Genomic DNA, 20,299 nt, shown 5'->3' on the forward strand with positions numbered 1-20,299 from the left:
AGAGAATAAAAGTCTTATCTCAGGTATAAATTCACATAATTTGTGAAAAAGAGTCATTAATCATGCAGAGTCAGGATCGTTTGAAAGGCATTTCGCCCTTTGTCGCCACAGCTGAACACGGCAGCTTTACCGCCGCCGCCGCGTATCTGCACCTGACGCCTTCCGCCGTCAGTAAAAGCATTGCGCGGCTGGAGGCGCGGCTCGGTTCACTGCTTTTTGAACGCACTACCCGCAGCCTGACGCTGACGGACGCGGGCCAGGCCTTCTATGAAACCTGCACGCGGGTGCTCAATGAGCTGCTGGAAGCGGAGTCGGTACTGGCGGCGCAGCGCACCATGCCGTCCGGCAGGCTGCGCATCGCCGTGCCTCATACTTTTGGCCGTATGCGCGTGATGCCGTTGCTTACCCCTTTTTGTCAGCAAAACCCGGATATCCAGCTCAATCTTGCCTTCTCGGATCGTTTTGTGGACGTGTTTGAAGAAGGCGTGGATATTGCGATACGCATCGGCGGCCCGACGGCGTATCCGCCTTCGCTGGCCTGGCGGTATCTCGGCGACGAGCAGCTGATTTTTTGCGCGGCGCCGCACTATCTGGCACAGCACGGCACGCCGCAGGATCTTGACGCCCTGAATGAACACCGGGCCATTGTTTACGATCGCGTGGACGGCAGCGCCAGTCCGTGGCGGCTGCCGCTGCCGGATGGGCGCACAGTAACGCGTAACGTTTCGCACCGCATGGCGCTGGGCGACGGCGAGGCGCAAATGATGGCCGTGTCCGCCGGACTTGGCGTGGCGCAAATGGCCACCTGGATGATCGAGAAAGAACTCCAGCGTGGCGAGCTGGTGCAGATCCTGCCGGAGGTGGCGGTCAGCGGCCTGCCGCTGTGTCTGGTCTGGCCGCGCAGGAAACAACTGACGCCAAAAGTTAATGCGTTGCTGAACACCCTGGAAGCATTGCGAATCGCCTGATCCTGCTTGTTGCATCTGTTCATTTGAACTAAAATAAACATCAAATGAACACGAGGAGGTTTTATGTCGCTCAGCGTTTTTACACCCGGCAGGCGTCATGCCGAAGGCTCGCTGCTGCTCTCGCTGAATCTGCCTGAGACGCTGCCGGAGGCGCACAGCCGCATCAGCGGCGGGCTGAGCGCGCAGATTTTGCGCCAGACGGCGTCGCTGTCGACGTTTGATGAGTCCTCGCTGCTGCGTATGTCTGGTATCGATCGCAACACCTACAGCCGCCGTCTGAAGAGTGAACAGGCCTTTTCGCCGGAGCAGAGCGGCAGAGTGTATATGATGATCCGCGTGCTCTCTGCCGCCGGTAAGCTGTTTAACGGCGATATGACCCGCGCCGCCGAGTGGCTTGATACGCCGGCGAAAGGGCTGGGCGGCAAAAAGCCGGCTGAATTTACCTCCACGCCGCCGGGCGCTGAAGCCGTGATCAACCTGATAGGGCAGATCGAGCACGGCGTCATCACCTGATGGCAACGGTGTCTTTTTATCGTCTGGTGAAATCGGCTTATGCGGATACCGCGTTTAACGGCTTTGGCGCACTGAACTACGGCGGCCGCTGGAATTCAATTGGGCATTCCTGCGTCTACCTCGCTTCCAGCCGCTCGCTGTGTGTGCTTGAGCTTCTGGTGCATTTGCGCATCAGCGATCTGGCCGGTCACTATTCGATGCTGTCGCTGAAGGTGCCGGAGAAGCTGGTTTCCGAACTGGATTTGAACGCGCTCCCTGCCGACTGGCAGCACGATCCCGCGCCGCTTTCAACCAGGGCAATTGGCGATGAGTGGTTAAACAGTCGCGATCAAGGGCTGGTGTTAAAAGTGCCGAGTACGATCACCGGCGACTGGAACGCGCTGTTCAATCCACTTCATCCTGATGCGGCAGCGGCGCTGGCAACGGTCTCCGTCGAACCCTTCTTTTTCGACCCGCGTTTTGCGCTGCAACAGGATAAAGAATGACGACAGCGCGCCTGCCCGGGGAATCAGGCAAGGTCGTAAAAAGGTAAAAAACGCCCTCCCTGGCGCGCGATGCTTTACTCTTCTTCCCGGGCTTCCCTTACTTCACCTCAATCAGCTTATCGATATCCACGCTGCCCTGCTGAGGCGTGCTTTTCCTGATTTTCGCCACGTCGGCGGCGCTCACCTGTTCTTTCGCCGTATTGCCCCAGCTGGTACGGATCAGATTTACCACATCCGCCACCTGCCGATCGTTCAGCCGCCAGCCAAAGGCGGGCATGGTAATCGATGACGGCGCGCCTTTCATCGCAGGCAGAGTCGCGCCGCTCAGTACAATGTGGATGAGCGATGTGGGATCGTCCGCCAGCACCACCGGATTGCCGCGCAGCGCCGGGAAGAAACGCTTGTAGCCGCTGCCGTCGGTTTTATGACAGGCGGCGCAGCTATCGACATACACCGACGCGCCCGCCCGGCTGTCGTCGCCCTGCCACAGCGCACGGGCCACCGCGTCATCCTCTGCAAAACCGGTTTGATTGGGATCGCGTGCCCCAAGCGATTTCAGATAGCGGGCAATCGCCGTCGCGTCCTCCGCACTCAGATGCTGAAGGCTGTGCTGCACGACATCGGTCATGCCGCCGAATACCGCGGTGCGATCGTTACGGCCGGTACGCAAAAACTCCACCAGCTCCGCTTCATGCCAGCGCCCCAGCCCGTCGCGGCTGTCGCCTCGCAAATTGCTGGCGGTCCAGCCGTCAACCGGCGCGCTGCTGCCGGAAAGGTAGTCGCTTCCTTCGCGGTCATTGAGCGCTTTTTCCTGCATGGTGAGGCTGCGCGGCGTATGACAGGCGCCGCAGTGTCCCAGCCCCTCAACCAGATACTGGCCACGCGCCAGCACCGCGTCTTCTCCCTCAACGGGCTGGAAGGCGTTGACGTCCGGCGCGAACAGACCGCGCCAGATAGCCAGCGGCCAGCGCATTGAGAGCGGCCACGGAATATCGCTCTGCTGATTTTCCTGCTCTACCGGCGCAACGCCGTGCATAAAATAAGCATACAGCGCGCGCATATCCTCATCGCTGACTACCGCATAAGAGGGATAGGGCATGGCCGGATAGAGCGTGTCGCCGTTTTTCGCCACGCCGTGACGCACCGCACGCTGGAAGTCGTCGTAGCTGTAGTCGCCGATGCCGGTTTTGTTGTCCGGGGTAATATTGGTCGAGTAAATATTGCCAATGGGCGTCGCCATCGACAGGCCGCCCGCAAAAGGCTTGCCGCCCATTTTCGTGTGGCAGGCCACGCAGTCGCCCGCGCGCGCCAGATATTCACCGCGGCTGATGAGATCCGCGCCGCTCTCGTCCGCCAGCGCGCCGAAGGCAGTTATGCCCAGCACGAGAGCCAGAAGTCGCTTTTTCATGTGATCGCCTTATGCCTGAACCAGCGGGCCGGGGTTTTTAAGATACTGCTCGCGGATGGCCTTTGCCGACCAGTACGTCAGCGCGGCCAACATGCCGGTTGGGTTATAGCCCAACCCCTGCGGAAAGGCCGACGCGCCGGGCACAAAGACATTCGGCACGTCCCAGCTTTGCAGATAGCGGTTTACCGCACTGGTTTGCGGATCTTCGCCCATGATCGCCCCGCCATTCATGTGCGTGGTCTGATAAGTGGTGGTGTCGAAATGGGTTCCCGGCTTTTTCGGCGAGCCGCTGATCAGCACAGGATTCATCGCTTCGGCGATGTTGTGCATACGATCGTGCATAAATTGCGACATAGTGACGTCGTTTTCCTGCCAGTCGAAGGTCATACGCAACAGCGGCTGCCCGAAGGCATCCTTGTAATTAGGATCAAGATCGAGATAGTTGTTGCGATAGGACTGGTGCGCGCCGTGGGCATCCATCGAAACGTGATGGGTGTAGTGATCGGCCACCGCCGCTTTCCACTTACTGCCCCAGTTCGGCGTGCCCGGCGGCGTCGGCAGGCCGGAGATGGGCTTGACGCCCGCCTGATTCACCCAGAAAGGCGAGCCGCCGACGAAGCCGTACTTGCCGTGATCGAAATTGTCGGCATTAAAATCGTCCACGCCAACGCCCGCGCCGCCTGCCCCGATGAAGTTATTGGTAAACACGTCTTTATTAAAAAACGCCTTAATGGTGGAGATGTTCTGGTAGGCGAAGTTGCGCCCGACGGTGCCCTGGTTGGTCACCGGATCGTAAGGCTTGCCGATGCCGGAGAGCAGCATCAGATGCACATTGTGGAACTGAAAAGCGGAGAGGATCACCAGATCGGCGGGCTGCTCAATTTCTCTTCCCAGCGCATCCACATAGGTAACGCCGGTGGCGCGTTTCTTGTCGGCAGTGAGATTCACGCGCAGCACGTTGGCGTTTTCGCGCAGCTCGAATTTTGTCTCCTGGCGCAGCGCGGGCAGAATATTCACGTTCGGCGACGCCTTTGAATACATATAGCAGGCATAGCCGCTACAGTAGCCGCAGAAGTTGCACGGCCCCATCTGCGCGCCGTAAGTGTTGGTATACGGGCCGGAAGTATTGGCCGAGGGCAAATCGTAGGGATGATAGCCCACCGCTTCCGCCGCGCGGGCAAACAGCTGCGCAGAGAACGTTCGCTTCTGCGCAGGCAGCGGGAAATTTTCTGAGCGATCCGGCGCGAAAGGATTTCCTTTGCCCTTGCCGATCACCTTGCCTTTTACGCTCCACGCCGAACCGGAGGTGCCGAACACCTTTTCGGCCTTGTCGAAAAAAGGCTCCAGTTCGTCATAGCTGACGCCAAAATCCTGAATGGTCATCCCTTCCGGAATGAATTTTTTGCCGTAGCGCTCTTCGTAATGGCTGCGCAGTCGCAGCTCGATCGGATCGACGCGAAAATGCACGCCGGACCAGTGCAGGCCCGCGCCGCCGGTGCCGGTGCCCGGCAGGAACGCGGCAAGCTGGCGGTAGGGCTGAGCGGTTTGCGCCGCGTTATGACGAATGGTCACGGTGCTTTTGGAGAGATCCTGAAACAGCTTTTTGCGGATATTGTAGGTGAGTTCGTCAATAACCTGCGGATACGCGCCGTCAGGCCAGGTATCACGATGCGGGCCGCGTTCCAGCGCCACCACGTTCAGTCCGGCTTCGGTCAGCTCCTTCGCCATAATCGAACCCGCCCAGCCAAAACCGACAATCACCGCGTCCGCTTTTTTCATTTCAGTCGCCATGATTATGTTCTCTCTCCGCGAAGGGATACCGGCGGGAATGGATAGCGCTCGCCGCGTTCCACCCAGTCCATAAAATCTGCGCGCGCACCGGGAAAGTTAATCAGCCGCCAGCCAACCATGCCCTGGTTGCCGCCGTGGATCGGATCGCTGAAGAAGCCTTCGCGGGTGTTTTGCAGCAGGAAGGTGAAAAAAACCTGCGCGGGGATCTGCCGGAAAGCAACGCTACCCGCTTCGAAAGCCTGAAGCAGCGCGTCCTGCTGGTCATCGTTCAGTTTTGCGAAGGCTTTGCCGTGCTGCGCCTTTGCCACCTCATCCGCATCGGCGAGGCCCAGCCGGTACACCTGACGCGGCACCAGCGGAAGCTGATAGCCGAGCAGCTTATCGGCATCGGGATGAAACGGTCCCTGCATATACCAGTTGGCGCCGGTGGCGTAAGGCGTATTCATCTGGCGGTCGATATACTCCGGCACGCCCGCTTCACGGGCGCCGGGGCCGCGCTCATCGGCGGGGATCAGGCGCGCCACGGCGGCTTGCAGAAACGCATACTCTTCCGGGGTAAACCATGTGGGCTGATAATCGCGCGCTTTTTGCGGGCCTGACGGTGCGGCGGTGGCAGGCGCCGGTGAGGCCAGCGCGCCAAGGCCGCTGCTGCCAATCGCCACGGCGGGCGCCAGAGTAATAGTTTTAAGCAGAAAGTCCCGACGGGAACTGCCTCTGTTTTCGTTTGACATGACATTGCCTTATAACGCGTCGCCTTGATGGGCGATCATGTTTATCGACCCGCCATCCACCGTGCTCAAAAGTGCGTCAGCGCCAGGTGAATGTTATCGGTAACAAAGCCGCATATTTTAACAGGTCTTAAGCAAAAATTTATTGTCATGAAACAAAAAAGCACAGATTAATTAACATCACGCACAAATCAGGTCGGGAAACGCTGCCGCCAGCGCAACCGGCGGCCCGGGCGTTTACTCAGGCGGCCCGGCAGCGATCGGCATTGAGGCGTTACCATCGGCGCCGTCCGGAAGAATCAGGCCAGCGGCTCCTCCAGCACGCACAGGCGGATTGAACACTTTCAGCCGCGTTTCCGCTGGCTGTGGTCGCCCGAAGTAGTAGCCCTGAAACAGCGTGCAGCCCTCGATTTTGAGCTGTTCAAACTGCTGGTCGTTCTCCACGCCTTCTGCGGTTATCTGAATATCCAGACTGCGGCTCATTCCGGTAATGGCTCTGATGATCGCCAGCGATTCACGGCTTTCGGTCATATCACTGATAAAGGATTTATCAATTTTGATTTTGTCGAAGGGAAACGAGCGCAGGTAGCTCAGTGACGAATAACCGGTGCCAAAATCATCAAGTGCGATACGCACGCCCAGCGCCTTCAGCTTTTGCAGCGTGCGGATATTTGTCAGCGCATTATCCAGCAGCACCGACTCGGTGATCTCCACTTCAAGGCGATGCGCCGCAAGGCCCGACTCTTTCAACGCGGCTTCCACCACCGAAACCAGCGCGCTGTTTTTAAACTGCAACGGAGAAAGGTTCACCGCCACGCTCTCGCCGCCTGGCCAGGTGGCGGCCTCGCGGCATGCTTCGTACAGCGCGTAAGCTCCCAGCGAGTGGATCAGACCGGTTTCCTCCGCGACAGGAATAAAATCAAGCGGCATAATCAACCCACGAGAAGGATGATGCCAGCGCATCAGCGCCTCGTAGCCCACGATCTCATGCCCGTTTTCATTGGTGATCGGCTGATAATAGAGCCTGAGGTGACGCCGGGTTATCGCTTCGCGCAGATCGTTTTCAATCATCCGCCGCTTGCTCGCCGCTTCACCCATTTCCGATGAGAAGTGCTCAAAGCGATCGCGTCCATTACGCTTCGCTTCGTAAAGCGCCATATCCGCACAGCGCAGGAGCTGATCGGCCGTGGACAGATCCTGATCGGAAATCGCGATGCCGACGCTCAGTCCAACCGACAGGTTGTGTCCGTCAACGTTGAAAACCGGCCGGGTCACATCGATAAGCCGACGCGCCACCGCTTCCGCCTCGTTTAACTGCATGATACCCGGCAGCACAATAGAGAATTCGTCGCCGCCGTTGCGCGCCAGCGTATCCTGTCCGCGCAGCACGCTGCTCAGCCGTCGGGCCACCATGCGCAGCAGTTCATCGCCAACCTGATGCCCCAGCGCGTCATTGACGTTTTTGAAATTATCCAGATCCAGACAGAGCGTGGCGGTGCGTTTCCCCACGTCACGATCGGCGCGCAGCGCCTCGTGCAGGCGCTGGCTGAACAGCACGCGGTTAGGCAGGCTGGTGAGATTGTCATGATGCGCCATATGGTGAATGCGCGCATCGGCGGCGCGCTGGTCGGTAACGTCATCGGCGATCAACAGCACATAATTGGTACGCGCATCGCTGCCGCGCACGATGGAGGCCGAGGCGCTGATAATCCTGTCGCCAGAGCGCGTCGGCAGCATCTGCTCATTCTTATGCAGTCCTTCATTGCGCTGCGCCGCGCGCGAGAGCTGTGAGAAGTACTCACACATCTCAGGATCCACGCAGTCAGCAAGCTGGCGGCCCGCTATCTCTTGCTGAGTAATGCCCAGCAGCTGCTCCGCTTTGTTGTTGATGAGCAGGATCTCACGCGACACCACGTCCTCCACCATCACGCAGGAGGGAATATTGGCGATAATGGTGTCGAGAAACTTCGACAGTGATGCCATTTTAACGCTGTTCTGCTCGGCGAGATCTTTTGCGTGCAGGATCTGCTGCTCGTACTCGCGCACTTCGGTACAGTCGCGGGTGATTTTTGAGAAGCCGATCAGCATGCGGGCTTCATTGTAAATCGGCTCAATCATCACGTGCGCCCAGAACGCGCTGCCATCCTTACGATAGCGCCAGCCCTGATCCTCAAAGCGGCCGCGGGTCTTCGCCATTTTCAGGTTGCTGTCCGGGATCTGCGCCAGCCTGTCCTGTGCGCTATAGAAACAGGAGAAGTGTTGGCCTACGATCTCATCGGCGGTATACCCTTTGGCGCGCCGCGCGCCCGCGTTCCAGTTCACCACCCGGCCATTAATATCAAGCATATAAATGGCGTAGTCGGTTACGCCTTCCACCAGCAGACGAAACTTCTGCTCCTGCGCACGCTGTTCTGCCAGCGCTTCTCGCTGTTCGGTACAGTCGCGGGTAATTTTGGCGAAGCCGATCAGCGTGCCGTCGTCGTCGCGGATGGCATCAATCACCGCATGCGCCCAAAACGCGCTGCCGTCTTTGCGGTAGCGCCAGCCTTCCACGTCGTAACGGCCGGTTTCGCGGGCAATCGCCAGACCGCGCTGCGGCAGGCCTTTTTCGCGATCTTCCTCGCTGTAAAAAAGAGAAAAGTTTTTGCCGATAACCTCATGCGGCAGATAGCCTTTGGCGCGCTGCGCGCCGGCGTTCCAGTTCGCCACGGTGCCGTCGGGTTCAAGCATATAGATTGCGTAGTCAATCACGCCTTGTACCAGCAGGCGGTACATCACATCGTTGTTCTCAATCATTTTTTTCGCCTGGAGCAGAATGGTGGTGCTGTTTTAAAAATTTTTGCACCTGCTTTACGCTGAAATAACGCTGCTTTCAGCCAGGGGACAGGTTGTAATGCAGCAACCTGTCTCCGTTTTATCGGCATAACGAAAAAAACATTCAGAAGAGTTTTTACATCGGGGGAGCGCTGGAGAGGAAAGAGCCGGGCGCCGCCGCGGGCAGCACCCGGAGGCGGCCTTACTTAACGTATTTTTCTAACGCGGCAAAGACCTTTTCCACCGCGCAGGCACCGGGATCTTTAACCCCGGTCAGACTCTCCTGATTCAGATAGGAGGAGCGGCCCGCCTGCGCCGAGGTCATCTGCGCGGTGGCATCGGCGCCTTTTTTTGCCGCCGCCGCCGCACTGGCCAGATCCTGCCCGGCCACCAGCGCTTCAAAGGCCGGATGCAGCGCATCAATCATCGTGCGGTGGCCAGGACGCGCGCCGCCATAGTGCTGCATGCGATCCAGCCCCCACGCCAGCGATTCGGCCAGCGGCTTGCCCTCTTCCACTTTCTGCCCCGCCGAGGTGAACATAATCGACATCAGCACGCCGCTGGAGCCGCCCATCACCACCGCCAGCTGTTCGCCGATCAGCGTCAGCAGGCTGGCTGTATCGTTCAGCGGCAGTTTTTTCGCCCGGAGTTCGGCCAGCACCTTGCCCGCCCCGGCCGCAAAGGTTGAACCGGTGTCGCCGTCGCCCACTCTGGCATCCAGCTGGTTCAGTTCGCTTTCAAGGTCAACCAACGTCTGACAGATGGTTTCGACTATCTGCGCCACCTGCGCGTTATCAGACGGCGTAACCGCCTGCTGAAGCGCCACCTTCTCTCCGGCGACCGGTTTCAGCGCCTGCACGCTGGCGAGCGGCTGCCAGCCCGCCGCTTCAACCGGCGCCTGAAGCGCTTCTTCAAAAGCAGGCGTCAGCAGCAGCGTGGAGAGCGAAAAGCCTTTCATGTCCAGCGCGCTGACCAGGGTGGCCGGGCCGACAAGGTACTTCACGTTTTTTCCCAGCGGCGAACGCAGCGTTTCACGGGTGAGCACCGCCATCTCCAGCGCGGAGAAGCCGCCCAGGTTATTCACCAGCAGCGCCACGCTTTTGCCTTCTTTATTATGCGCGGCCAGCTTTTCCGCCAGCGTGGCGACAATGTCAACGCTGTTTTGCGTCGCCAGCGTGGAGGCACCCGGCTCGCCGTGAATGCCCATGCCCAGTTCGCTGTGGCCCGCCTTTACGCGATCGTCACGCGCTTCGCCGGGCACGTGGCAGGTGGAGAAGGCCAGTCCGATGCTGGCCGTGGCACGGATCGCCTCGTTGGCCAGGGCCGTCACCGCCTCCAGCGATTTCCCCTGCTCTGCCGCATAGCCCGCCACTTTGTGTACCAACGCCGTTCCTGCGATGCCGCGCGGCTGCGGATTATCCGGCAGCGCAATATCATCGGTCACCATCACCAGCTCGACCTTCAGGCCGCGCGCTCTGGCTTTTTCCGCCGCCAGGCCAAAGTTCAGCCGGTCGCCGGTGTAGTTTTTCACCACCAGCAGGCAGCCTTTCTCACCGGTGACGTTCACGATGGCCGCCAGCACCGCTTCCACGCTGGGCGAGGCAAAAACGTCGCCACAGACCGCGGCGGTCAGCATCCCTTTGCCGACAAAACCAACGTGCGCCGGCTCGTGGCCGGAGCCGCCGCCAGAGATCACCGCCACGCGCGATTTGTCCCAGTCATTGCGCACCACCACGCGAATGTCCGCGCCCGCATCCAGCAGGCTGGTATTGTGATAACGATTGCTGAGCAGCGTCCCTTCAATGGCTTCGTTGACGAGATCGCTTTTCTTATTCATAAAAAACTGGCTCATAACGCTTTCCTCTGTCCTGATGTTGTCGGATCAAAATGATTTCAAGCGTTTAACTGTAGCCGATCTCTGAACCCTCAGCGAAAGACGCTGATCGCCTCCACCAGCCTTGTTGCCTGTCGCGCCATGCGGCCGGAAGCCTGCGCGCCCTCTTCCACCCTGGCGGCGTTCTGGTGAGTGATGCTATACAGTTCCTCAACCGCCAGGCTGATTTCACTCAGCGCCGACGCCTGCTCGGCGGTGGCGGCGCCGATTTGCGAAATCATCGAGGTGACGTTCTGTACCTGAGAAACGATGCTCTCCATGGTTTGGCCGGTATCGAAGGCGTGCACGCTACCCGATTCCACTTTCGCCACGCTGTTTTCAACCAGCGATTTGATTTCGCTGGCGGCTTTCGCGCTGCGCTGCGCCAGACTGCGCACCTCACCGGCCACAACCGCGAACCCTTTGCCCTGCTCGCCCGCGCGGGCAGCCTCGACGGCGGCGTTGAGCGCCAGAATGTTGGTCTGGAACGCGATGCCGTCAATCACGCTGGTGATGCTGGCGATCTTTTTTGAACTGTCGGCGATACCGGACATGACGTTAACCATATCTTTCATCGCCACGCCGCCCTGCGTCGCGACGTCACGCGTCTCTTTCGACAGGGCGTTGGCCTGCTGCGCCGTCCCGGCATTGCTTTTCACCGTGGCGGTCATCTCATTCATGGTGGCGGCGGTTTGCTGCACGTTGGCGGCAGCCTGTTCGGTGCGGCGACTGAGATCCTGATTACTCTGCGCTATCGCATCGCTGGCGCTGAGCACGTTAACCGCCTGCCCGCTAACGTCATCCACCAGCCAGCGGAACATCAGCCCTAACTGGCCAATAGCGCGCAGCGTCGTACCCACCTCATCGACCCGATCCATCTGCTCAACATTATGCGTTGCGCCGGTGGCGACCTTCAGCGCCTGCTTGCAGAGACGCTCGACCGGCCGGGAGATCTGCTGCTCCAGCCAGGCGGAAGCGAGAAACAGCAGCAGCGTCATGATGGCGGTGAAGATCGCCAGCGGCTGAGCCGCTAATCCTGACGCCCAACCAGCACCCGCGCTCAGCGGCAGAAGCGTCATCAGCGCGCTGCGGATGCGCCAGCGCAACGGCAGCGTTTTGAACAGGCTGCGCCAGCGCATCAGGCCGGTGCGCACCATCACGCCCTTATGGAAGCGCCAGCTCTTACGCTTGCCTTCACGGATCGCCCGATAGCACTGCTCCGCCTGCTGAATTTCCGCATCGTCCGGCCGCGTGCGCACCGACATATAGCCCTGAATTGTGCCGTTGCGCACCACCGGGATCGCGTTGGCCCTTACCCAATAGAAGTCGCCATTTTTACAGCGATTTTTCACCAGCGCCGTCCAGGGCTCGCCCTGCTTCAGCGTGGCCCACATATCAGCGAAGGCTTCGGCGGGCATATCAGGATGACGCACCAGATTGTGCGCCTGACCGGCGATCTCTTCAGGCGTAAAACCACTTACCTCAATAAAGGCGTCATTGGCGTAGGTAATGTGTCCGGCGGCGTCGGTGGTTGACATCAGGGTAGCCGTATCATTAAACGGATGCTCCTGCTGAGTGACAGGCAGATTTGTGCGCATGGAAACGTATCCTGGAGGCGAGAGTCAAAAAAAAGGAATGAATGTTTATCTCTTTTTATGGTTTTCGGCGGAAAGCATGCCGCCTTTAATCGCATTTCAAAAAAATGTGACAGAGATAAAAGCATGGAAAACGCGGAGAGCGGCGGAGGTGACGCTGAAAAAGACCCTGCAACTGCTAAGTCTTTATTATGAAGAGAGATTGTAGAGTCGGTGAGATAGCGCTTTACCAGAGCGGGCCGCCGTTGCGGCCCGCCGTCGATTAGCTTGAGGAGGCTAAACGCTTAATTTTTGACTCGTAGGCAACGGCCTGCTGCGCATCGAACTGGTTTTCCCATTTCGCAATAACCAGCACGGCCAGCGCATTACCCACCACGTTCAGCGCGGTGCGCGCCATGTCCATGATACGGTCAACGCCTGCAATAAACGCCAGTCCTTCCAGCGGAATGCCCACGCTGCCAAGCGTCGCCAGCAGCACCACAAAGGAGACGCCCGGTACACCCGCAATACCTTTTGAGGTAACCATCAGCGTCAGCACCAGCACGATTTCCTGACCAATCGACAAATTAATGCCGTAAAGCTGAGCAATAAAGATCGCCGCGATGCTTTGATAAAGCGTGGAGCCGTCAAGGTTAAAGGAGTAGCCGGTCGGCACCACAAAGCTGGTAATCGACTTGGGCGCGCCGTAGGCCTCCATCTTTTCCATAATGCGCGGCAGCACGGTTTCAGAGCTGGACGTGGAATATGACAGGATCAGCTCGTCCTTCAGGATGCGCATCAGCGTGGTAATACGCAGCTTGCAAAGGCGGGCAACCGTACCCAGCACAACGAAGGCAAAGAATAAAATCGCGGCGTAAACCAGGATCACCAGCTTGGCCAACGGCCACAGCGAGGCGAAACCAAAGTTGGCAATGGTAACCGAAATCAGCGCGAACACGCCGATCGGCGCGTAGCGCATAATCATATGCGTTACTTTAAACATAGTTTCTGAGGTTGAGCGGAATACCTTCAGCAGCGGATCGCGGTGTTCTGCGGGCAGAGAAGAGAGACCCAGGCCAAACAGCACCGAGAAGAAGATAATCGGCAGCATGTCGCCTTTGGCTATCGCGGCAAAAATATTCTGCGGGATCAGCGAAAGGACGGTGGTCACCAGACTGTGCGGTCCACCCTGTACCTGTGCGGTTGTCGCTTCATACTTAGAGATGTCCACCGTTGCCAGCGTCGACATATCAATGCCGTAGCCAGGTTCAAACACGTTCGCCAGGGTAATCCCTACCACGATGGCAATGGTGGTAATCACTTCAAAATAGACGATGGTTTTTACGCCAATGCGTCCCAGTTTTTTTGCATCGCCGACGCCTGCGATACCGACAATCAGCGTGGAGATCACGATAGGTACGACGATCATTTTGATCAGATGAATAAAGATGTCGCCAGCCGGGGTGAGTATGTTGGCAATCAACCATTCACGGTTTTCCTGCTGGTTATGCAATATGGCTCCGACGATGATTCCCAGTACCAGTGCCGTCAATATTTGCCAGGCAAGGCTGAATTTAGCAGCTTTCATATCTTATTTTCCTTAACACAACCCGCTTGCTGCATCTGTTATGCAGCAGAATTACGCTCAAGGGAGGCAGCGCCGAAATCGGCTAATTCACGGATAATGGATGGTTTGTGCCTTTTTACAGGCGCGTAATCAGTACCATTTTCACTGGCATAAATGCAACCCCGCGTGAAATACGGTTACTTTATCACCAATTAACAGCGTAAAGCTCTGTCAGGAGGCCGGGCATTTAACACGTTGTTATAATTAGTAATATTCCGCCGCGTAAAGCGCATAGCTATGCAGTACCAGCGTTTACTTAATCGTTTCTGTTCAGTTCAACTGCCGTAATTTTGTTCGCTAATAACGACAGAAGGCGCTTATGTGGCGCCTTTTTCACTAAAGTTCCACATACGTTTCGTTCCTGTTTCATTACATGCAGTTATGGCGTGATCTGTCGCGCAAAAAGCAAACAAAGCGGATCAGCAGGCTTCATTCAACCTTTGATTGACATACTATTAACATCTTCAAGGAGATTAGCCATGAGCCAACTACACAGACACCCTGTTCCTGCCGCCATTGCGGAAAACGCCCTGATTAACGCTCAGCAGTATCAGTCCATGTATCAGCTCTCTGTCCAGGATCCGGACGCGTTCTGGGGTGAGCAGGGGCAGATTCTCGACTGGATTAAGCCTTATACAACGGTAAAAAATACTTCATTCGCGCCGGGCAATATCGATATCCGTTGGTATGAAGACGGCACGCTGAATCTGGCGGCGAACTGCCTTGACCGCCATCTGCACAGCCGTGGCGATCATCCGGCCATTATCTGGGAAGGTGATAACGCCAGCGAAAGCAAAACGCTGACCTTTCGCGAACTGCACCGTGAAGTGTGCCGCTTTGCTAACTCACTGAAAGAGCTGGGCGTCAATAAAGGCGACGTGGTCGCTATCTATATGCCAATGGTGCCGGAAGCCGCGGTCGCCATGCTTGCCTGTGCGCGCATCGGCGCTGTCCACTCGGTGATTTTTGGCGGTTTCTCCCCCGAAGCCGTCGCCGGTCGCATTATTGATTCCAACAGTAAGCTGGTGGTCACCGCCGACGAAGGCATTCGCGCGGGCCGCACCATACCGCTGAAAAAAAACGTCGACGATGCGTTAGCCAATCCTAAAGTCACCTCGGTCACCAACGTGGTCGTATTCCGCCGCACCGGTAACGATATCGCCTGGGAAAACGGCCGTGACATCTGGTGGCACGAGCTGGTTAACAGCGCCAGCGCGCATCATCAACCGGAAGAGATGAACGCGGAAGATCCGCTTTTTATCCTCTATACCTCCGGCTCCACCGGTAAGCCAAAGGGCGTGCTGCATACCACCGGCGGTTATCTTGTCTACGCTGCCACCACCTTCAAATACGTGTTTGATTACCACCCGGAAGACGTTTACTGGTGTACCGCCGACGTGGGCTGGATCACCGGTCACAGCTATCTGCTTTACGGGCCGCTGGCCTGCGGCGCCACCACGCTGATGTTCGAAGGCGTGCCCAACTGGCCGACGCCGAGCCGCATGGCGGAAGTGGTGGATAAACACAAGGTGACGCTGCTCTATACCGCACCGACGGCCATTCGCGCGCTGATGGCGGAAGGCGATAAAGCCATTGCCGGCACCGATCGCTCCAGCCTGCGCATCATGGGCTCGGTCGGCGAGCCGATCAACCCGGAAGCCTGGGAGTGGTATTACAACAAAATTGGCAATGGCCGCTGTCCGATTGTTGATACCTGGTGGCAAACGGAAACCGGCGGTTTCATGATCACCCCGCTGCCAGGGGCTACCGAACTGAAAGCAGGCTCGGCAACCAGGCCGTTTTTTGGCGTTCAACCTGCGCTGGTCGATAACGAAGGCAACGCGCTGGAAGGAGCCTGCGAAGGCAACCTGGTGATTGTCGACGCCTGGCCCGGCCAGGCGCGTACGCTGTTCGGCGACCACGATCGCTTTGAACAAACCTACTTCTCCACCTTCAAAAATATGTATTTCAGCGGCGACGGTGCGCGACGCGACGAGGACGGCTATTACTGGATAACCGGCCGCGTTGATGACGTGTTGAACGTCTCCGGCCATCGCCTCGGCACGGCGGAAATCGAATCGGCGCTGGTATCACACCCGAAAATTGCCGAAGCCGCCGTGGTCGGTATACCGCACGGCATCAAGGGCCAGGCAATCTACGCGTATATCACCCTCAACAGCGGCGAAGAGCCGTCACCGGAACTGTACGCTGAGGTGCGCAACTGGGTACGCAAAGAGATTGGCCCGATTGCCACGCCGGACGTGCTGCACTGGACCGACTCGCTGCCGAAAACCCGCTCCGGCAAAATCATGCGCCGTATTCTGCGTAAAATCGCGGCGGGGGATACCAGTAATCTGGGCGACACCTCAACGCTTGCCGATCCGGGCGTGGTCGAAAAGCTGCTTGAGGAGAAGCAGGCCATATTGATGCCGTAATTCGTTTTATTTACCCGGCGGGCAGCGTAATAACGCTGCCTTTTATTAACGTACTCTTTAATAACAATAAATGACCCTACCGGCGTTACCGGCGCGTGCACTCTTTTTGCCCGCGTTCCGTCGCCTCTGCGCGACGGCCGGCGCCGCATAAATAACCTCTGGAGACCTGTGATGAATGACGATATTTATCAACGGATAGAAAAGAGCGCCCGCTTCAGACAACTGGTGAAAAAACGCCAGACGTTTGCCGCTTTTCTTTCCGCCATCGTGCTTATTCTCTACGTAGGCTTTATTTTGCTGATCGCTTTCGCGCCAGGCTGGCTGGGCACGCCGCTGTATGACGGCACCAACGTCACCCGCGGGATCCCCATCGGCGTGGGTCTGATCGTCATCTCTTTTTTATTAACCGGCGTCTACGTGCGCCGCGCCAACGGCGAGTTTGACCGCCTCACTCGCGAACTGCTGAAAGAGGTGAAAGGATGAAACTCCGTCTTCTGACCACCGGTTTTGCCACGCTGCTACCCTTTTCGGCACTGGCCGCCGACGCCATTAACGGCGCAGTGCAGCGACAGCCCACTAACGTTGAAGCGATTGTGATGTTTATCATTTTTGTCGCCGCCACGCTGGGCATTACCTGGTGGGCGTCGAAACGAACCCGTTCGCGCAGCGACTATTACACCGCAGGCGGCAACATTACCGGCTTTCAGAATGGACTGGCGATGGCGGGCGATTTTATGTCTGCCGCCTCGTTTCTGGGGATATCGGCGCTGGTCTATACCTCCGGCTACGACGGGCTGATCTACTCGCTCGGCTTCCTGGTCGGCTGGCCGATCATTCTGTTTCTGATCGCCGAACGCCTGCGCAACCTTGGGCGCTATACCTTTGCCGACGTCGCCTCTTATCGTCTGAAGCAGATGCCGATCCGCACACTTTCCGCCTGCGGCTCGCTGGTGGTGGTAGCGCTCTATCTGATTGCGCAGATGGTTGGCGCGGGCAAGCTGATCCAGCTTCTGTTCGGGCTGGATTACCTGGTGGCGGTGATCCTGGTCGGTATTCTGATGGTGCTCTACGTACTGTTCGGCGGCATGCTGGCCACCACCTGGGTACAAATTATTAAAGCCGTGCTGCTGCTGTTCGGCGCCACCTTTATGGCAATCATGGTGATGAAGACGGTAGGTTTCAGCTTCAATAATCTGTTTACGCAGGCGATGGCGGTGCATCCGAAAGGTATCGCGATTATGCGACCGGGCGGCCTGGTCAACGATCCCATCTCGGCGCTGTCGCTTGGCCTCGGCCTGATGTTCGGCACGGCGGGCCTGCCGCATATTCTGATGCGCTTCTTCACCGTCAGCGACGCGCGCGAGGCGCGGAAAAGCGTGTTTTACGCTACCGGCTTTATGGGCTATTTCTACATCCTGACCTTCATCATCGGCTTTGGCGCGATTCTGCTGGTAGGCGCCAATCCGGCGTTTAAAGATGCTACCGGCGCACTAATTGGCGGCAACAACATGGCGGCGGTGCATCTGGCAGATGCGGTAGGTGGAAGTCTGTTCCTCGGCTTCATCTCTGCCGTCGCCTTTGCCACCATTCTGGCGGTGGTTGCCGGGCTGACGCTGGCGGGAGCTTCGGCGGTATCGCACGATCTCTACGCCAGCGTGTTTCGTAAGGGACAGGCCACCGAGCGGCAGGAGCTGAAAGTGTCGAAAATTACCGTGGTGATTTTGGGCTTTGTCGCTATCGCGCTGGGCATTCTGTTTGAGAAGCAGAACATCGCCTTTATGGTCGGACTGGCGTTTTCCATCGCCGCAAGCTGTAACTTCCCGATTATTCTGCTGTCGATGTACTGGTCGAAGCTGACCACGCGCGGCGCGATGACCGGCGGCTGGATGGGGCTGCTGACGGCGGTGGTGCTGATGATCCTCGGGCCCACCGTTTGGGTGCAGGTGCTCGGCCACGCGAAGGCAATTTTCCCTTACGAGTATCCGGCGCTGTTTTCAATGGCGGTCGCGTTTATCGGCACCTGGCTGTTCTCAATAACCGATCGCTCAGACGAAGGAAAGCTGGAGCGACAACGCTTTAAGGCGCAGTTCGTTCGTTCGCAGACGGGTGTGGGGATCGATCAGGGCAAGGCGCACTAGCGGCGCGAAGAAGAAGGCGGACTGAACCATCCGCCTCGAAAAATCACGGGAAGGGAGCACGCTCCCTTCCCTGCGCATCAGAAATGCACAGCGGCGCCCACATACGGGCCGTTGGCAACCACGTTGTCTTTACGTCCGTCTTTGCCGTTCATCGCCATATATTTGTAGCCTACGCGCACATCAACCAGCGAAATGGGCTGAAAGCTGACGCCGCCTGAGGCTTCCTGATAGTCATCAAGATGGCTGGAGAATGAGTCCGGTGAGTAGTAATACTCGCCATACACGTTGAACATATTGGTCACCGGGAAACGAACCCCGCCACCCACCGCGACGGCGTAGCCGTCTTTGCTGTCGGTCGGATTAGTGGACATCACTTTCACGCCCGGCGACAGGAATATATCGCCAACCGCTACGTTGTAGCCCAGTCCGAGACTTTCCACGTTGCCGTCATGGTCGCTGCGCAGCCAGTCACCTGACAGTGCAAAACCCGGCGTGGTGGTGCCCAGGCCGACATGCACATCGGTGTATTTTTCGCCGACGCTCACGCCGCCTTCGATTGCCTGCGCCGTGCCTGCCAGCGTCAGAAGCGCCAGCGCGCCGGTAAGAGTTGCCACTGCTTTCATTTTATTCTCCTGGTCAATTTACTCACGCCATTGCTGGCGGCTTCGCAGAGTAAACCAACTGTCGGATGATTAACATGAGAATCCCGCCCGCCAGGACATATTTACGTAACATGAAATAACCAGCCTACGCCACTGCCCACAGCAGATGCCCCGTCACTGGCGCGATGATCACCGTCACAATACCGGACAGCATCATCACCAGGCTCGCTACCACGCCCTCCTCCTGACCGATTTCGTAGGCGCGCGCGGTGCCTGCGCCGTGCGACGCGGCTCCGAAACCGGCCCCTTTTGCCATTCCCTGCTTCACCGCCAGGCGGATAAACAGCACGTCACCGACCGCCATGCCAAACACGCCGGTTATCACCACGAACAGCGCCACCAGATCGGGCTGACCGCCAAGCTGCTCCGCCGCCGCCAGCGCAAAAGGCGTGGTGATGGAGCGCACGGCCAGACTGCGCTGGATCACCTCCGGCAGGGTGAGCAGTCTTGCCAGCCATACCGAGCTGCCGATCGCCACTGCCGTTGCGGTCACCACGCCCGCGCTCAGCGACAGCCAGTGGCGGCGAATAATTTCTGTGTTTTCATAAACCGGCACGGCGAAGGCCAGCGTCGCCGGGCCAAGCAGCCACAGCAGCCAGTGGCTTTCGCCGATGTAGTCCTGCCACGAAATCCGCGTCACCAGCAGCAGCGCCACCAGCGCCATTGGCGTCATCACCAGCGGCATCAACAGCAGCCGACGCCAGCGACGGTACAGCCGCTTGTTGATAAAGTAGATCAGCAGCGTGGCGAGCAGACAGAGCACGCTGAGAATGAGATCACGCATTGCGTTTCTCCTCACGGCGCTGCGCCAGCCAGATTTCCAGCCGGTAGACGCGATCGACTACCAGCGCGGTGGCGCTCAGCACCAGCAGCGTGCTGACAGCGATAACTAACATAATGCGCCAGCCCTCAACCCGCAGCAGCTGCGAATAGTTGACCACCGCCACCACCGCCGGAATAAAAAACAGCAGCATTTCCGCCAGCAGCCACTGCGAACCCGCCTTTACCCAGCGCAGTGGCAGCACGCGCAGCGCGATCAGCGCCAGCAGGAGCAGCATGCCAACAATATTGGCGGGCAGCGGCAGATCCAGCCATGCAACCAGCTGCTGCGCCGTTAAAAACAACGCAATATAGAGTACGACCTGAAGCGGAACCTGGATACGTTGCGTCAAACCTGAGCGCATCGTCATGACGTTAACTCCTGAAAAATGTCTGCGCACAGTATAAAGCGGTGACGGATAGTGAAAAAAATGACTTAATGTTATTCATACTATGCCCTACAG

Annotated in this window: 17 protein-coding genes; 7 read left to right on the plus strand and 10 right to left on the minus strand. The window is 58.0% G+C overall.

Features of this window, described 5'->3' with window-relative positions; all coding sequences use genetic code 11:
• Positions 1 to 62: 62 nt before the first annotated feature.
• The 3 genes from GS12_RS08530 to GS12_RS08540 all read left to right on the plus strand — a co-directional run bounded on the left by GS12_RS08530 (position 63) and on the right by GS12_RS08540 (position 1,966).
• Positions 63 to 968, plus strand: a complete 906-nt coding sequence (locus tag GS12_RS08530) for a LysR substrate-binding domain-containing protein (protein ID WP_034945898.1) — start codon at positions 63 to 65, stop codon at positions 966 to 968.
• Positions 969 to 1,031: 63 nt separating this feature from the next.
• Positions 1,032 to 1,481, plus strand: coding sequence for a type II RES/Xre toxin-antitoxin system antitoxin (gene parS / locus GS12_RS08535; protein ID WP_034911593.1), 450 nt, complete (start codon positions 1,032 to 1,034; stop codon positions 1,479 to 1,481).
• On the plus strand, positions 1,481 to 1,966 hold the full coding sequence (locus tag GS12_RS08540) for an RES family NAD+ phosphorylase (RefSeq protein WP_034911592.1): 486 nt from the start codon (positions 1,481 to 1,483) through the stop codon (positions 1,964 to 1,966). The genes parS and GS12_RS08540 overlap by 1 nt, the downstream gene beginning before the upstream one ends.
• 97 nt (positions 1,967 to 2,063) lie before the next feature.
• On the opposite strand, the gene GS12_RS08545 is transcribed toward GS12_RS08540, so the two are convergent.
• The 6 genes from GS12_RS08545 to GS12_RS08570 all read right to left on the minus strand — a co-directional run bounded on the left by GS12_RS08545 (position 2,064) and on the right by GS12_RS08570 (position 12,178).
• Positions 2,064 to 3,374 (minus strand): c-type cytochrome, encoded by a 1,311-nt coding sequence (locus GS12_RS08545; RefSeq protein WP_034945901.1) that lies wholly within the window; start codon positions 3,372 to 3,374, stop codon positions 2,064 to 2,066.
• 9 nt (positions 3,375 to 3,383) lie between these two features.
• Positions 3,384 to 5,165 carry a GMC family oxidoreductase gene (locus GS12_RS08550; RefSeq protein WP_034945904.1) on the minus strand — a complete coding sequence of 594 codons (1,782 nt, stop codon included), beginning with the start codon at positions 5,163 to 5,165 and terminating at the stop codon, positions 3,384 to 3,386.
• A gap of 2 nt (positions 5,166 to 5,167) precedes the next feature.
• The gene (locus GS12_RS08555) at positions 5,168 to 5,896 is read right to left on the minus strand and encodes a gluconate 2-dehydrogenase subunit 3 family protein (protein WP_034945907.1); all 729 of its coding nucleotides are present in this window, start codon (positions 5,894 to 5,896) and stop codon (positions 5,168 to 5,170) included.
• Positions 5,897 to 6,130: 234 nt separating this feature from the next.
• The gene (locus GS12_RS08560; RefSeq protein ID WP_034945910.1) at positions 6,131 to 8,689 is read right to left on the minus strand and encodes a sensor domain-containing protein; all 2,559 of its coding nucleotides are present in this window, start codon (positions 8,687 to 8,689) and stop codon (positions 6,131 to 6,133) included.
• A 220-nt stretch (positions 8,690 to 8,909) separates the two neighbouring features.
• Positions 8,910 to 10,559: a dihydroxyacetone kinase subunit DhaK gene (locus GS12_RS08565; RefSeq protein ID WP_034945912.1), complete on the minus strand. Its 1,650-nt coding sequence runs from the start codon at positions 10,557 to 10,559 to the stop codon at positions 8,910 to 8,912.
• Positions 10,560 to 10,633: 74 nt separating this feature from the next.
• Positions 10,634 to 12,178, minus strand: coding sequence for a methyl-accepting chemotaxis protein (locus tag GS12_RS08570; RefSeq protein WP_034945915.1), 1,545 nt, complete (start codon positions 12,176 to 12,178; stop codon positions 10,634 to 10,636).
• Between GS12_RS08570 and GS12_RS08575 the strand changes: the two genes are divergently transcribed.
• A complete protein-coding gene (locus tag GS12_RS08575) occupies positions 12,171 to 12,383 on the plus strand; it encodes a hypothetical protein (RefSeq protein ID WP_152601387.1) in 213 nt (70 codons plus the stop codon). The two genes, GS12_RS08570 and GS12_RS08575, sit on opposite strands and share 8 nt — an antisense overlap.
• Before the next feature lie 54 nt (positions 12,384 to 12,437).
• Here the strand turns inward: GS12_RS08575 and gltP are convergent, their stop codons facing one another.
• Positions 12,438 to 13,742, minus strand: a complete 1,305-nt coding sequence (gene gltP, locus GS12_RS08580) for a glutamate/aspartate:proton symporter GltP (protein ID WP_034945921.1) — start codon at positions 13,740 to 13,742, stop codon at positions 12,438 to 12,440.
• Positions 13,743 to 14,260: 518 nt separating this feature from the next.
• On the opposite strand from gltP, the gene acs reads away from it, so the two are divergent.
• The 3 genes from acs (at position 14,261) to actP (ending at position 18,354) form a co-directional block, all read left to right on the plus strand.
• The gene (acs, locus tag GS12_RS08585; protein ID WP_034945924.1) at positions 14,261 to 16,216 is read left to right on the plus strand and encodes an acetate--CoA ligase; all 1,956 of its coding nucleotides are present in this window, start codon (positions 14,261 to 14,263) and stop codon (positions 16,214 to 16,216) included.
• A 171-nt stretch (positions 16,217 to 16,387) separates the two neighbouring features.
• Entirely contained in the window at positions 16,388 to 16,699 is a 312-nt protein-coding gene (locus GS12_RS08590) for a DUF485 domain-containing protein (protein WP_034911574.1), read from the plus strand.
• Positions 16,696 to 18,354: a cation/acetate symporter ActP gene (actP, locus tag GS12_RS08595; RefSeq protein ID WP_034945927.1), complete on the plus strand. Its 1,659-nt coding sequence runs from the start codon at positions 16,696 to 16,698 to the stop codon at positions 18,352 to 18,354. Before GS12_RS08590 ends, actP begins: the two co-directional genes overlap by 4 nt.
• A gap of 77 nt (positions 18,355 to 18,431) precedes the next feature.
• Here actP and GS12_RS08600 read toward each other — a convergent pair whose 3' ends face one another.
• The 3 genes from GS12_RS08600 to GS12_RS08610 all read right to left on the minus strand — a co-directional run bounded on the left by GS12_RS08600 (position 18,432) and on the right by GS12_RS08610 (position 20,206).
• Entirely contained in the window at positions 18,432 to 18,977 is a 546-nt protein-coding gene (locus tag GS12_RS08600) for a YfaZ family outer membrane protein (RefSeq protein ID WP_034911569.1), read from the minus strand.
• A 124-nt stretch (positions 18,978 to 19,101) separates the two neighbouring features.
• Positions 19,102 to 19,800, minus strand: coding sequence for an LrgB family protein (locus GS12_RS08605; protein ID WP_034911566.1), 699 nt, complete (start codon positions 19,798 to 19,800; stop codon positions 19,102 to 19,104).
• On the minus strand, positions 19,793 to 20,206 hold the full coding sequence (locus GS12_RS08610; RefSeq protein ID WP_034945930.1) for a CidA/LrgA family protein: 414 nt from the start codon (positions 20,204 to 20,206) through the stop codon (positions 19,793 to 19,795). Before GS12_RS08610 ends, GS12_RS08605 begins: the two co-directional genes overlap by 8 nt.
• Between the last annotated feature and the right edge of the window lie 93 nt (positions 20,207 to 20,299).

It is taken from the genome of Erwinia oleae, from assembly GCF_000770305.1.
GTDB lineage: Bacteria > Pseudomonadota > Gammaproteobacteria > Enterobacterales > Enterobacteriaceae > Erwinia > Erwinia oleae.

Coding starts and splice junctions, on each gene's coding strand:
- GS12_RS08530 (WP_034945898.1), top strand. CDS start 63: ATGCAGAGTCAGGATCGTTTGAAAGGCATTTCGCCCTTTGTCGCCACA.
- parS (WP_034911593.1), top strand. CDS start 1,032: ATGTCGCTCAGCGTTTTTACACCCGGCAGGCGTCATGCCGAAGGCTCG.
- GS12_RS08540 (WP_034911592.1), top strand. CDS start 1,481: ATGGCAACGGTGTCTTTTTATCGTCTGGTGAAATCGGCTTATGCGGAT.
- GS12_RS08545 (WP_034945901.1), bottom strand. CDS start 3,374: ATGAAAAAGCGACTTCTGGCTCTCGTGCTGGGCATAACTGCCTTCGGC.
- GS12_RS08550 (WP_034945904.1), bottom strand. CDS start 5,165: ATGGCGACTGAAATGAAAAAAGCGGACGCGGTGATTGTCGGTTTTGGC.
- GS12_RS08555 (WP_034945907.1), bottom strand. CDS start 5,896: ATGTCAAACGAAAACAGAGGCAGTTCCCGTCGGGACTTTCTGCTTAAA.
- GS12_RS08560 (WP_034945910.1), bottom strand. CDS start 8,689: ATGATTGAGAACAACGATGTGATGTACCGCCTGCTGGTACAAGGCGTG.
- GS12_RS08565 (WP_034945912.1), bottom strand. CDS start 10,559: ATGAGCCAGTTTTTTATGAATAAGAAAAGCGATCTCGTCAACGAAGCC.
- GS12_RS08570 (WP_034945915.1), bottom strand. CDS start 12,178: ATGCGCACAAATCTGCCTGTCACTCAGCAGGAGCATCCGTTTAATGAT.
- gltP (WP_034945921.1), bottom strand. CDS start 13,742: ATGAAAGCTGCTAAATTCAGCCTTGCCTGGCAAATATTGACGGCACTG.
- acs (WP_034945924.1), top strand. CDS start 14,261: ATGAGCCAACTACACAGACACCCTGTTCCTGCCGCCATTGCGGAAAAC.
- GS12_RS08590 (WP_034911574.1), top strand. CDS start 16,388: ATGAATGACGATATTTATCAACGGATAGAAAAGAGCGCCCGCTTCAGA.
- actP (WP_034945927.1), top strand. CDS start 16,696: ATGAAACTCCGTCTTCTGACCACCGGTTTTGCCACGCTGCTACCCTTT.
- GS12_RS08600 (WP_034911569.1), bottom strand. CDS start 18,977: ATGAAAGCAGTGGCAACTCTTACCGGCGCGCTGGCGCTTCTGACGCTG.
- GS12_RS08605 (WP_034911566.1), bottom strand. CDS start 19,800: ATGCGTGATCTCATTCTCAGCGTGCTCTGTCTGCTCGCCACGCTGCTG.
- GS12_RS08610 (WP_034945930.1), bottom strand. CDS start 20,206: ATGACGATGCGCTCAGGTTTGACGCAACGTATCCAGGTTCCGCTTCAG.